Annotated in this window: 10 protein-coding genes; 1 reads left to right on the top strand and 9 read right to left on the bottom strand. The window is 71.1% G+C overall.

Annotated features, from left to right (window positions below; translation table 11 throughout):
* The first annotated feature begins 73 nt into the window (after window positions 1-73).
* Window positions 74-3,220: an isoleucine--tRNA ligase gene (gene ileS / locus AC3EO4_RS02190; RefSeq protein ID WP_431893312.1), complete on the top strand. Its 3,147-nt coding sequence runs from the start codon at window positions 74-76 to the stop codon at window positions 3,218-3,220.
* A gap of 176 nt (window positions 3,221-3,396) precedes the next feature.
* Here the strand turns inward: ileS and AC3EO4_RS02185 are convergent, their stop codons facing one another.
* From AC3EO4_RS02185 to murG, 9 genes are all read right to left on the bottom strand, one after another.
* Entirely contained in the window at window positions 3,397-5,277 is a 1,881-nt protein-coding gene (locus AC3EO4_RS02185) for a hypothetical protein (RefSeq protein ID WP_431893309.1), read from the bottom strand.
* A 57-nt stretch (window positions 5,278-5,334) separates the two neighbouring features.
* On the bottom strand, window positions 5,335-6,207 hold the full coding sequence (locus AC3EO4_RS02180; RefSeq protein ID WP_379579252.1) for a DivIVA domain-containing protein: 873 nt from the start codon (window positions 6,205-6,207) through the stop codon (window positions 5,335-5,337).
* A gap of 54 nt (window positions 6,208-6,261) precedes the next feature.
* Entirely contained in the window at window positions 6,262-6,546 is a 285-nt protein-coding gene (locus AC3EO4_RS02175; RefSeq protein WP_183659086.1) for a YggT family protein, read from the bottom strand.
* A gap of 80 nt (window positions 6,547-6,626) precedes the next feature.
* Entirely contained in the window at window positions 6,627-7,130 is a 504-nt protein-coding gene (locus AC3EO4_RS02170; RefSeq protein ID WP_379579254.1) for a cell division protein SepF, read from the bottom strand.
* Between the two features lie 157 nt (window positions 7,131-7,287).
* Window positions 7,288-7,989 (bottom strand): YggS family pyridoxal phosphate-dependent enzyme, encoded by a 702-nt coding sequence (locus tag AC3EO4_RS02165; RefSeq protein ID WP_431893305.1) that lies wholly within the window; start codon window positions 7,987-7,989, stop codon window positions 7,288-7,290.
* A 158-nt stretch (window positions 7,990-8,147) separates the two neighbouring features.
* Window positions 8,148-9,554, bottom strand: a complete 1,407-nt coding sequence (ftsZ, locus tag AC3EO4_RS02160) for a cell division protein FtsZ (protein WP_431893302.1) — start codon at window positions 9,552-9,554, stop codon at window positions 8,148-8,150.
* Window positions 9,555-9,748: 194 nt separating this feature from the next.
* Window positions 9,749-10,411: a cell division protein FtsQ/DivIB gene (locus AC3EO4_RS02155; protein ID WP_431893299.1), complete on the bottom strand. Its 663-nt coding sequence runs from the start codon at window positions 10,409-10,411 to the stop codon at window positions 9,749-9,751.
* Window positions 10,408-11,814: a UDP-N-acetylmuramate--L-alanine ligase gene (murC, locus tag AC3EO4_RS02150; protein WP_431893296.1), complete on the bottom strand. Its 1,407-nt coding sequence runs from the start codon at window positions 11,812-11,814 to the stop codon at window positions 10,408-10,410. Before murC ends, AC3EO4_RS02155 begins: the two co-directional genes overlap by 4 nt.
* A complete protein-coding gene (murG, locus tag AC3EO4_RS02145; protein ID WP_379579264.1) occupies window positions 11,811-12,896 on the bottom strand; it encodes an undecaprenyldiphospho-muramoylpentapeptide beta-N-acetylglucosaminyltransferase in 1,086 nt (361 codons plus the stop codon). The genes murC and murG overlap by 4 nt, the downstream gene beginning before the upstream one ends.
* Between the last annotated feature and the right edge of the window lie 15 nt (window positions 12,897-12,911).

The following is a 12,911-nucleotide window of genomic DNA, read 5'->3' as shown; positions in this document are numbered from 1 at the left end:
GTACCGCGGAGCCGTGCGGCTTCGTCCCTTCACACCGTCACACCGAGTCTGACATGTGGAGGTCCCGCCCGAGATGTCCCACTATTTCCGCTCTCTACCCGCGCAGGTCGACCTGCCCGCGCTCGAGCGTGAGGTGCTCGACCGATGGCGGGACGGGAAGATCTTCGAGCGCTCCATCGAGCAGAACGAAGGCGCCCCCTCCTGGGTCTTCTACGAGGGCCCGCCCACCGCCAACGGCCTGCCGGGCGTCCACCACGTCGAGGCGCGGGTCTTCAAGGACCTCTTCCCCCGTTACAAGACCATGCGCGGCTTCAGCGTGCCGCGCAAGGCCGGATGGGACTGCCACGGCCTGCCTGTCGAGGTGGGCATCGAGAAGGAACTCGGCCTCACGGGCAAGAAGGACATCGAGGCGTACGGCATCGCCGAGTTCAACGCCAAGTGCCGCGAGTCGGTCCTGCGCCACGTCGACGCCTTCGAAGAGCTGACCGAGCGGATGGGCTACTGGATCGACCTGTCCACGGCCTACCGGACGATGGACCCCGACTACGTCGAGTCCGTCTGGTGGTCACTCAAGGTCATCTTCGACAAGGGCCTGCTGTTCCGCGACTTCCGCATCACGCCGTACTGCCCGCGCTGCGGCACCGGGCTGTCCGACCACGAGCTGGGCCAGCCCGGCGGCTACGAGACCGTGTCCTCGCCGTCGGTCTACGTCAGGATGCCCGTCACCTCGGGCCCGCTGGCCGAGCTGAACGCCTCGCTGCTGATCTGGACCACCACGCCGTGGACCCTGGTGTCCAACACGGCCGTGGCCGTCCACCCCGAGGTGACCTACGTCGCCGCCCGCACCGCGGACGGCGAGGTGCTGGTCGTCGCCGAGCCGCTGCTGGCGCAGGTCCTCGGCGAGGGCTTCACCGAGGTCGCCCGCTTCACCGGCCGCGAGCTGGAGCGCACCTCCTACTCCAGGCCGTTCGAGCTGGTCGACATCCCCGGCGCGCACTACGTGGTCCTGGGCGACTACGTCACCGTCGAGGACGGCACCGGTCTGGTCCACCAGGCTCCCGCCTTCGGCGCCGACGACATGACCGTCTGCAAGACCTACGGCATGCCGATCGTCAACCCGATCGGCCCCGACGGCCGCTTCCTGCCCGACGTCCCGATGGTGGGCGGCACGTTCTTCAAGGACGCCGACGAGGAGCTCACCGCCGACCTGCGCGCCCGCGGCCTGCTGTTCCGCGGCGGCCACTTCGAGCACAGCTACCCGCACTGCTGGCGCTGCCACACCCCGCTGCTCTACTACGCGCTCCCCGCCTGGTACATCCGCACCACCGCGGTCAAGGACCGCATGCTGGCGGAGAACGAGAAGACCAACTGGTACCCCGAGACCATCAAGTGGGGCCGCTTCGGCGAGTGGCTGCGCAACAACGTCGACTGGTCGCTGTCGCGCTCGCGGTACTGGGGCACGCCGCTCCCCCTGTGGGTGTGCTCGGAGGACGAGTCGCACATCACGTGCGTGGGCTCGCTCGAGGAGCTCGGCTCCTACGCAGGCCAGGAGCTGTCGGCGCTCGACCCGCACCGCCCCTTCGTGGACGACATCGCCTTCCCGTGCCCCTCGTGCGGCGCCGAGGCGCGCAGGGTGCCCGACGTCATCGACGCGTGGTACGACTCGGGTTCGATGCCGTTCGCCCAGTGGGGCGCCAAGGGCAAGCCAGAGGGCGTCTACCCGGCGCAGTTCATCTGCGAGGCGACCGACCAGACGCGCGGCTGGTTCTACTCCCTCATGGCGGTCGGCACGCTGGTCTTCGACCAGTCCTCCTACGAGAACGTGCTCTGCCTCGGCCTGATCCTGGCCGAGGACGGCCGCAAGATGAGCAAGCACCTGGGCAACGTGCTGGAGCCCATCTCGCTGATGGACGAGCACGGCGCCGACGCCCTTCGCTGGTTCATGGCGGCCTCGGGCTCGCCGTGGGCGGCCCGCAGGGTCGGCCACAACGCGCTGGAGGAGATCGTCAGGAAGGTCCTGCTGACCTACTGGAACACCACCTCCTTCTTCACCCTGTACGCCAACGCCGAGTCGTGGTCACCCTCCCTGGCCGCCGAGGCGCCGCCCGTCGCCGAGCGCTCGCTCATCGACAGGTGGGCACTGGCCGAGCTGCACAGGACGGTCGCCGAGGTGTCGAGCGCGCTCGACGCCTTCGACACCGTGCGGGCGGGACGCAGGCTGGCCGAGTTCCTCGACGACCTGTCCAACTGGTACGTCAGGCGCTCGCGCCGCAGGTTCTGGCAGGGTTCGCCCGAGGCGTTCGCGACGCTGTACGAGTGCCTGGAGACCGTCACCAGGCTCATGGCGCCGATCACGCCGTTCGTCACCGACTACCTGTGGGACGTGCTGCGCGGCGTCGACGCGCCGTCGTCGGTCCACCTGACCGCCTGGCCCGAGGTGAAGGAGGAGCTGCTCGACCCCGAGCTGTCGGCCCAGATGGCGCTGGTGCGGCGGCTGGTGGAGCTGGGCCGCTCGGCCCGCGCCGCCTCGGGCGTCAAGACACGGCAGCCGCTCGGCAGGGCGCTCGTGGGTGCGCCCGGCTGGGCGGGGCTCACCTCGGAGCTGCGCGACCTGATCGCCGACGAGCTGAACGTACAGGCGCTGGAGGACATGTCCGGCTTCAGCTCGGACCTGGTGTCCTTCACGGTCAAGCCCAACTTCAGGTCGCTCGGCAAGCGGTTCGGCTCGCAGACCAAGCTGGTCGCCGCGGCCGTGTCCGCCGCCGACGCCGCGACGCTGGCGGCGACGCTGCGCGCGGCAGGCGCCGTCTCGGTCGAGGCGGGCGAGCTCGGCACGGTCTCGCTCACGGCGGACGAGGTGATCGTCACCGAGCAGCCCAAGTCGGGATGGGCGGTGGAGACCGGCGCCGTCGACACCGGCACCGGCGAGACGGTCGCGCTCGACCTGGCCATCACCGACGAGCTGCGCAGGGCGGGACTGATCCGCGAGGTCATCCGCCTGGTGCAGGACGCCCGCAAGTCCACGGGGCTGTCCATCACCGACAGGATCGACCTGTGGTGGTCTGCCGCCTCGCCCGAACTGGCCGAGGCGCTGCGTTCGGGCGGCTCGCTGGTCGCCGATGAGGTCCTGGCCGCGAGCCTCACCGAGGGTCAGGCGGACGGCCTGCCCGTCCTGTCGGACGCCGACCTGGGGCTGACCTTCCAGCTGCGGCGCGCCTGACGAACGAAGGAGCGCGGCCCCTCCCGCGAGGGGCCGCGCTCTTGTCATGTCCGGGCACGGCCCGCGCCCGCCGGAGGAATCGCCACGTGCGGGTACGGCCCGTGCCGATCACAGAAAGACGCCGCCGCCCGCGAGAAGTTCACGGGCGGCGGCGCCGGACGGTTGTGAGGTGCGCGTCAGCCGACGGTCTGGTGGTCGTGCATGCACACCGAGCAGGGCGTCAGCCCCTTGGCCTCGGCCTCGGCCTGGGGCATGGACAGCACCCCGCTCGCCTCGGCCGCTCTCACCAGCGGGCAGGAGGAGTTGTGGAAGCGCCTGGTGCCGCCGATCACCTTGACGATGCCGGGACGGTCGAGCCTGACGGTCTCGTTGGCGCTCTCGCCCTTCCTGGCCGGGGGCGCGCCCGCCGTACCGCCGGGGGTCGGGGTGGGACCGGAGGCGACCGGAGGCCCGGCGCGCCCGGGTGCGGTCGCCTCCGGCTCCACCGGCTCCTTGGCCGGCGACTCGGGGCGGTCGAACCACCCTCGGCCGGATTCCGCGGGCCTGGCGCCGCCGCTGGGGCGCTCGGGCTCCGGCTCCCGTCCAGGGGTGGAGGCCTTGGCCTCCGACGGGCGGCTCACGCCCGCAGGCGGGCGCAGCCGCTGGGTCTCCCCACTGGCGGTGTCCTCGTCGGGTACGGCGCCGCCCTTCGCCGGCTTCTCGGCCGGCGCGTCGTCGCCCTTGGCGGTGGGAGAGGGAGGCCGGCCGAGGTCGGGAACGGTCGAGCCGCCTGGAGTGCCCGCCACGAGCCTGCCGGGGGCGCTGGGTGGCAGGGGCAGGCCCCCCGGCGCGGTGTCGCCCTCGTCGTCCTCAGCCCCGGCGAGGGCACTCTCAGCGCGCTCGTCCTTGGCCTGCGGGCCGTCCTTGGCGGGAGCGGCCTTGGGGGCGGGGCTCGCCTCGGGGCGCTCGGCCACCTGAGGGGATTCCGGCCGTTTGGGAGCAGGGCTCGCCTCCGGCTTGCCGGCGGGCTGGGCCGGCCGTGCGCCGGTCGTGGCGTCCTCCGGCTTTCCACCGGTCCTGACGCCTTGAGGTCTTTCGCCGCTCTTGACGCCCTCGGGCCGCTCACCGGTCGTGGCGCCGTCGGGTCGTCCGGTGGTCTTGGCCCCGTCGGTCTTCGCACCGTCGGTCTTGACGCCGTCGTTCTTCGCACCGTCGTTCTTCGCGCCGTCGGTCTTCGCGCTGTCAGGCTTGACGCCGTCGGGCTTGGCGTCGCCGGGATTGACGCCTTCATCGGGCCGGGAGACAGGAGGCTTGCCCGGCACGCCCGCTGGGGGGCGCGGGTCGGTGCGGGACGCCGCCTCGGCGCCGTGCGCGGCCTGCGGGCCGGCGGACGGGGCGGGAGAGGCGGAGACGGGGGGACGCCCTGTGGGGGCGGTGTCCCTGGGGGGCTGGGTGGCCGCGTAGGGAGCGCGGCCCGCGGGCTGGCCCTGCCGCGGCTCGGCGGCAGGAGGAACCTGCCGCCCTCCGAGCGCGGCGTCGGGCAGGCACGTGGTGCAGGGCGTGAAGCCCTCCTCGCGCGCCTCCTCGAAGGTGAGCTCCTCGTGCTCCCGCCCACTGAGCTGGCGGCAACCCGCCACGTGGTAGCGCTTGCGTCCCGGAATCACCAGGACGATCGCGTCAGGGGAGATCCCCCTCGGCGCCCCCGCCACGGCGGGCGCGGGTCGAGGCGGCGCCCCGTGGGCGACCCCCTGCTGCGGCCTGCCCCCCGAGGGGACCGGCTGGGCAGGGGCGAGAGGTCTGGGCTGCTGCTGCGGCATCGTCGGCCCCGTGGCCGCCCCCGCGGGCGTGACCGCCGTGGGGGTGACCGTCGGAGCGTTCGCCTGCGGAGCCTGCGCCCCGGCACCACCGCCGCCGGGGAAGAGCTCATGACGCCGCAGGAACGCCCCGATCACGAGGAAGAGCGCGGACAGCACGCTGACCACGATCGACCACATGATCAAGAACGGTTCAGCCATGACGAAGCCCGCGATCAGCAACACAACCGCCGCGAGCACCAGACCGGCGCTGATGAGGATCACAGGGGGCTCTTTCGAGTGACGGATCAGAAACGAACCTGACCCGCTACCTTACCGGCGTTAGCGGCGATCGTTGTGCGGGCCGTCGGCACCCTGGAAGGCGCCCTGGTGCTGCGACTGGTCGCCACCGAACGGGTTGGCGGGACCGGGCAGGGGCTGCTGTCCCGCCTGCGGAACCGCGTGGGTCATGGCGGGGGCGCCACCCATCGGACCGCTGGGGATGACGGGGAAGCCACCGCTGCCGCCCTCCGCGGAGACGTTCAGCTCGGCGAGCTGGTTCTCCAGGTAGAGCTTGAGCCTGCTGCGGTACTCGCGCTCGAAGCTGCGCAGCTCCTCGACCTTGCGCTCGAGCTCGTCGCGGGTCTGGACGAGGGAGCCCATCGCCTGACGGTGACGCTCCTGCGCGTCGCGCTCCAGCGTCTCGGCGCGGGCGCGCGCGTCGCCGATGACCTGCTCGGCCTGACGGCGAGCCTTGGTGAGGATGTCGTCGGCCTCGCGGCGGGCGCGGGTGACGGTCTCGTCGGCCTCGCGACGGGCGTCGGCGATCGCCTGGTCGGCGGTCTGCTGCGCCAGGGCGAGCACGCGGGCCGCGGTGTCCATGTTGTCCTCGGCCGGAGGCATGTTCATGGCAACGGGGACCGGCTGCGGGGGCGGGGGCGCCTGCATCGGCTCGGGCTGCGGGGGCGCCATCATCTCCGGCTTGGGCTGCTCCTGGACAGGCGCGGAGGCCATCGGCATGCTCATGCCGCCCGGCACCTTGCCACGCAGGCACTCGGCCAGCTTGGCGCGGAGCTCCTCGTTCTCTTGGATCAGGCGGTCAAGCTCAGCCTCGACTTCGTCGAGGAAGGCATCCACCTCTTCCTCGTCGTAGCCCGGTCGCAACCGGGTCGTACTGAATTGCTTGTTCCGCACATCAGCGGGCGTCAGCGGCATCTTTTGGTCTCCTTGGCGCGCTTGGAGTCTGTCCGGAGGGACGGTACCCGATCACTACAGCGCGGACACGAGTTGGATCATGACCAAGACCACAATGAAGAGCACTGTGAAGCTTAGGTCAAAGGCCACCGTACCCAACCGGAGGGGAGGAATGAAACGGCGGAGAAACTTGAGAGGTGGGTCGGTTGCGGTGTATGTGGCTTCGGCGAGCACGAGAACGAATCCCGAAGGCCGCCACTGCCGAGCGAACGCCTGCACCGTCTCAAAGATCATTCTGCCGATGAGCAACACCAGATACAGAGACAGGACAACGACCAAGATCTCGCCTACGATCCCCACGGTCCGGCCGCGCCTCCACTTCTAGGTGCCCCTCCCGGTCTCGGCGAGACCTGGGTCGGGTCGATAGACATACAGAGACTCTAACTCTGGTTGAAGAATCCGCGTTCCGCGATTCGGGCCTTGTCCTCGGCGGTCACCTCGACATTGGCTGGGGACAACAGGAACACCTTGTTGGTAACACGTTCGATGCTCCCGTGTAGGCCAAAGACCAGACCTGCCGCGAAATCGACAAGCCGCTTGGCGTCGCTGTCAACCATCTCTGTCAGGTTCATGATGACAGGAGTGCCGTCGCGGAAGTGCTCGCCTATCGTGCGCGCCTCGTTGTAGGTGCGAGGGTGGAGCGTCGTGATGCGCGCCAGGTCGGTCGTGCGGCGCTCCACGATGGTCGTGGCCGGTCTGGGCGCGGGCACTCCGGCGTCGCCTTCGTCGTCGCGGTCGTGTGCCGCCGCGGGACGCTCCTGCTCCGCCCGACGCGACTCCTCCTCGTACTCGTAGTCGTCGTCGGGGTAGGCCTCGTACCTCTCGTAGCGGTCGTCCTCCACGAGACCGAGGTAGACCGCCATCTTGCGCATCGCGCCGGCCATCGCTACGTCGTCCTCCTGCTCATGGTCGCACTCGCTCGGGCCTTCCGCCTGGCTGCGCGTCGGCGGCCGGTCCGAGGCGGTAGCCGTACCCCCTTGGAGCTCACCGCTGATCGACCTCTACTTCTTTCGCGGACCTCAAGGTCCGCTGGAGGGGACATTACCTGACGAAGAGCTTGCGACGACCGAGCAACGCCGTACCGACTCGCACGTGTGTCGCACCGTGCGCGATGGCTTGGGCCAGATCGCCGCTCATCCCCGCCGAGATTATGGTCGCACCAGGATGCCCGGCCTGTACGGCCAGCGCCAGATCCCGCAGCCTGGCGAACGCCTTGCCCGGTTCCTCACCGAGTGGGGCGACGGCCATGACGCCGCCGAGCCTCACGCCCTCGGTGGCGGCGATCTCCTCGGCCAGTCCAGGAACGTCGGCCGCCCTGGCCCCGCCCCTTACCGGATCGTCGTCCAGCGCGACCTGCACCAGGCAGCTGATCCGCCTGCCCGCCCTGACGGCCTCGCGCCCGATCGCGGCGACCAGCCTCGACCGGTCGACGGAGTGGACGACGTCGGCGTACGCGGCGACCGAGCGCACCTTGTTGGTCTGCAGCTGTCCGACGAAGTGCCAGGTCAGCGGCAGGTCCGCGCATTCGCGGGCCTTGACGGACGCCTCCTGGTCGCGGTTCTCGCCGATCTCCCGCACGCCGAGCCCGGCCAGGATCCTGACGTCCTCGGCAGGGTAGGTCTTGGTGACCGCGACGAGCGTGACCTCGTCACGGGCCCGGCCCGCGGCCGCGCAGGCCTCGGCGATGCGCGCCTCGACCTCTGCCAGACCGGCAGCTATCTGCGTTTTGCGTGTTACGTCCACAAGGCATCCATCGTGCACCGTTCCCGCCGCTCCCGCGAACCGGAGTCAAGGGCGACGGGCCGTGACCAGGGCCCGAACGCACCGAACCCCCACCGCGACGACCCATGAGTCTCGCAGCGGGGGCGTGATCCCTCCCCGGCCCTGCCGGGTGAGGAATCTCACTTCAGGAAGTCGGGCACGTCCAGCTCTTCCTCCTGCTCCTCGAACACCACGCGCGGCCGCCTGGGCGGCTCCGACATGCGAGAGGAGATGGGGGTCGGCGGGTTGGCCACCTCGGGCGCGGGGCGCGGGATCGACACCGGCGGGGCCGGCTCCTCCACGGGCGCGGGCGCGGGGGCGGGCACCGGCGGCGGGGTCTCCACCGCGCGCACGGGCTCGGGCCGCGGCTCGGGACGGGGCTCGAGACGGGGCTCGGGGCGCGGTTCAGGACGGAACTCCGGACGCTGCGGCTCGGGCCTCACCTCGGGGCGGGGCTCGACGCGCGGCGGCTCGGCCTTCACGCTCGGCGCGGGCGCGGGGGCCGGCCGTACCGGGGCCGCCGCGGAGGCCGAGGGCGCCGCGGAGGCCGCGGGCCTGGCCTGCTGGCGCGGCTGCTGCAGCGCCGGCTTGTCGGCGGGGACGACCTCGTCGAAGCCCGCGGCGATGACGGTGACCCGCACCTCGTCGCCCAGAGCGTCGTCGATGACCGTTCCGAAGATGATGTTCGCGTCGGGCGCCGCGGCGTTGGAGACGAGCTGTGCCGCCTCGTTGATCTCGAACAGGCCCAGGTCGGACCCGCCCGCGATCGACAGCAGCACGCCGTGGGCGCCGTCGATCGAGGCCTCCAGCAGTGGGCTGGAGACCGCCATCTCGGCGGCCGCGACCGACCGGTCGTCGCCGCGGGCGTGACCGATGCCCATCAGCGCCGAGCCAGCACCCGACATGACCGACTTCACGTCGGCGAAGTCGAGGTTGATCAGGCCGGGAGTGGTGATCAGGTCGGTGATGCCCTGGACACCGGACAGCAGCACCTGGTCGGCCGCCTTGAAGGCGTCCAGCACGCTGACCTGCCGGTCCGAGATCGACAGCAGCCTGTCGTTGGGGATCACGATGAGGGTGTCGACCTCGTCGCGAAGGGTCTCGATGCCCGCCTCGGCCTGCATGGCGCGGCGGCGGCCCTCGAAGCTGAAGGGCCTGGTGACCACACCGATGGTCAGCGCGCCGAGCGACCGGGCGATGTTGGCCACGACAGGGGCGCCGCCCGTGCCCGTTCCGCCACCCTCGCCCGCGGTGACGAAGACCATGTCGGCCCCCTTGAGGACCTCCTCGATCTCCTCACGGTGGTCCTCGGCCGCCTTGCGGCCCACATCGGGATTGGCGCCGGCCCCGAGGCCGCGCGTGAGCTCCCTGCCCACGTCGAGTTTGACGTCGGCGTCACTCATCAGCAGCGCCTGGGCGTCGGTGTTTATCGCGATGAACTCGACGCCCTTGAGTCCCTCCTCGATCATCCGGTTGACGGCGTTCACTCCGCCGCCGCCAATGCCGACGACCTTGATGACCGCGAGGTAGTTCTGCGGTGCTGCCACGACGAGGGGCCTTTCCGCTCGTTGACTTGCCATTTCAATGCTGTTCGAAAAACTCTCAACCTCAAGTTGAGATTCAGATTTATGTCAACCTGAGGATTGATACGGACAGTAGGAGTCGCCTACCGGGCGGGTCAACTAACCGCGCCGCAAGCCCGTCCGGCGTGTCGCACGCCGTCCCATTCGCGCCCACCCTTTCATTTCATCGACACGACGTCGGGCGAACTGACGTCATAGACCGTCGCCGTGCGCCGGAGCAGCGCCTGGAGCACGCGGACCTTGTCCGCGCCCCTGTCGGCCCCTCCCCAGACGACCGTGCGGCCGCTGGTGAGCCGGAAGGAGATGCCCTCGGGCGAGGTGGCCCGCACCTCGTCGATGCGCGCCAGCAGGCTGTCGGGCAGTCCGCCGATGACCTTGATCGCCGCCACGGTGGTGGGGTCGGCCGGCCCCGGCCTGTCGACCCGCAGGACGGGCAGCTGGGGCGGCGCGACCTCGCGCATCTCCGTCACGAACCCCTTGCGATCGATCAGCGCCGCCTTGCCCCCGTACGGCACGACGGCGACCGGCTTGCGCTCGACCACCTCGATCTTGAGCGTGCTGGGCCACGCCCGCTCGACCTTCGCCGAGGCGAGCTGCCTGATCTCCAGCACCCTGCCCTGGACCTCGCCGAGATCGACGGTCGCCAGGGGATGCAGGTCGGCCACCGCGGCCTGCCTCTTGATCTGGTCGGCGGGGACTGTGAGATTTCCCACGATCTCCACCGACCGCACCCCGAGGACCGAGGAGAAGAACACCAGCCACACCGTGGTGCCCACCACGCACGCGGTGAGCAGGGCCACGAACGCCTGACGCGCCTTCACCTGGCGGACAGCTCCGCCACGATCTTCGGCCCCAGCTCGGTCACGTCGCCCGCGCCCATGGTGAGCACCACGTCGCCCGGCTTGGCCAGCGTGGCCACCAGGGCGGGCACCTTCGTCTTGTCGGGGGCGTAGGCCACCCTGGTCTCGGGCAGCGGCACCCGGGAGGCCACCATGGCGCCCGAGACGCCCGGCTCGGGGTCTTCGCGCGCGCCGTACACGTCGAGCACCACGGCCTCGTCGGCGAGGCCGAGCGCCACGCCGAACTCGTCGGCGAAGAACCTGGTGCGCGAGTAGAGGTGCGGCTGGAAGACCGCGATCACCCTGCCGTCGCCCGAGTAGGAGGCGACCACGTCGCGCGCGGCCCGCAGGTCGGCGGCCAGTTCGGTCGGGTGGTGGGCGTAGCTGTCGAAGACGGCCACCCCGCCCGCCTCGCCCTTGGCCTCGAAGCGCCGCTTGGCCCCTGTGAAGGCCGACAGGCCCTCCCTGATCTCCTCGAACGGCAGGCCGAGCTCGTCGGCCATGGCGATGACCGAGGTGGCGTTGAGCGCGTTGTGGGCGCCGGGAACCGACAGCCTGACCTCTCCCCTGCCCACGACCTCGAAGACGACGCCGAAGCCGTCGGGCCGCACGTCCGCGATCCGGTAGTCGGCGCCCTCGGCCTCGCCGTAGGTGACCACCTTCAGCCCGAGCCCGCGCGCGGGCTCGGCCAGCGCCGCGGCGCCAGGATCGTCGGCGCACAGCACCAGCGTGCGGCGCACGCGCTCGACGAAACGGGCGAAGCTGTCGTAGACGGCCCTCGGGTCGCCGTAGTTGTCGAGGTGGTCGGCCTCGACGTTGGTGACGACCGCGATGTCCGGGGCGAGCATCAGGAAGGAGCCGTCGCTCTCGTCGGCCTCGGCCACGAACACCTCGCCCGCGCCCTCGTCGGCGCCGAGGCCCGTCGTGACGAGCTGACCGCCCACGCAGTAGGACGGGTCGGTGCCGCACTTCTGCAGCGCCACCGTGAGCATCGAGGTGGTCGTGGTCTTGCCGTGCGTGCCCGCGATGGCCACGCCGGTGCGCCCGGCCATGACGGAGGCGAGCGCGGCGGCCCTCGGGATGATCCGCAGCCCCTGCTTGATCGCCTCGCCCAGCTCCGGATTGGAGTCGCGGATGGCGGTGGAGACGACCACGGTGTCGACGTTCTTGATGTGGGAGGCGGCGTGCCCGATGTGAACGCTCGCGCCCAGCTCGCGCAGCTCCGTCACCAGGTCGGAGCTGCGGGCGTCGCTGCCCGACACGCGGACGCCGCGCTTGAGCAGGATGCGGGCGATGCCCGACATGCCGGCGCCGCCGATGCCGATGAAGTGGACCCTGCCGAGGTCCTCGGCGGCCACGGGCTCGACCAGTCGCACCAGGCTCATGAGCGGCCTCCCGCGATCTCGAGCACCTTGCGGGCGAGGGCGACGTCGGCGTCCCTGCGCCCCATCGAGGCGGCGGCCTCCGACATGGTGGCGACCCGCTCGGGGTCGCGGAGGATGGGCAGCACGTTCTGGATGATCCAATCAGGTGAAAGGTCGGAGTCGTCGATCATGAGGCCGCCGCCGCTCTCCGCGATCGGGGCGGCGTTGAGCCGCTGCTCCCCGTTGCCGTGCGGAAGCGGCACGTAGGCGGCCGGCAGGCCGACGGCGGTCAGCTCGGCGCAGGTCAGCGCCCCGCTCCTGCACAGCGCGAAGTCGGCGGCCGCGTAGGCGAGGTCCATCCGGTCGACGTAGGGCAGCACGACGTACTGCGGGTCGCCGGGAGGGGGCTCCTGCTCCAGGGAGTTCTTCGGGCCGAGCACGTGGAGCACCTGCACGCCCGCCCTGCGCAGGGTGGGCCCCGCGGCCAGGGCCGCGTGGTTGAGCGAGCGGGCGCCCTGCGAGCCGCCGAAGACCAGCAGGGTCGGCAGGTCGGTGCGCAGCCCGAACCACGAGCGGGCCTTGTCGCCCGTCGAGAGCCTGTCGAGCTCGACGATCTGCCTGCGCAGCGGGATGCCGATGTACTCGGCCTTGGCGATGGCGCTCTGCGGATGCCCGGTGAAGACGTGGTCGGTCAGCCGCGCGCCCAGCCTGTTGGCCAGCCCCGGACGGGCGTTGGCCTCGTGGACGACGATGGGCAGGCCCCGCCGCCTGGCCGCGAGGTAGGCGGGAGTGGCGACGTAGCCGCCGAAACCGACCAGGATGTCGGCCTGGGCCTTGTCCATGATGGCGGCGGCGGCGTTGATGGCGCCGGCCAGCCGTCCCGGGACGGTCAGCAACTGTGGCGTGAGCGCCCTCGGGAGTGGTACGGCGGGCACCAGCTGCAGGTCGTAGCCCCTGGCCGGCACCAACGTGGTCTCCAGGCCCCGCTCGGTGCCCAGGCAGGTGACGCCGACGCCCGGCGCGAGCCTGCGCAGCGCGTCACCCAGGGCAAGAGCCGGCTCGATGTGACCGGCCGTCCCGCCACCGGCGAGGACCACCCTCATATCGGTTACTCCCTA

Source organism: Nonomuraea sp. bgisy101 (genome assembly GCF_057708945.1).
This window is presented reverse-complemented; position numbering and strand designations above follow the sequence as displayed.

Coding starts and splice junctions, on each gene's coding strand:
- ileS (WP_431893312.1), top strand. CDS start 74: ATGTCCCACTATTTCCGCTCTCTACCCGCGCAGGTCGACCTGCCCGCG.
- AC3EO4_RS02180 (WP_379579252.1), bottom strand. CDS start 6,207: ATGCCGCTGACGCCCGCTGATGTGCGGAACAAGCAATTCAGTACGACC.
- AC3EO4_RS02170 (WP_379579254.1), bottom strand. CDS start 7,130: ATGGCCGGCGCGATGCGCAAGATGGCGGTCTACCTCGGTCTCGTGGAG.
- murC (WP_431893296.1), bottom strand. CDS start 11,814: ATGAGCCTGGTGCGACTGGTCGAGCCCGTGGCCGCCGAGGACCTCGGC.
- murG (WP_379579264.1), bottom strand. CDS start 12,896: ATGAGGGTGGTCCTCGCCGGTGGCGGGACGGCCGGTCACATCGAGCCG.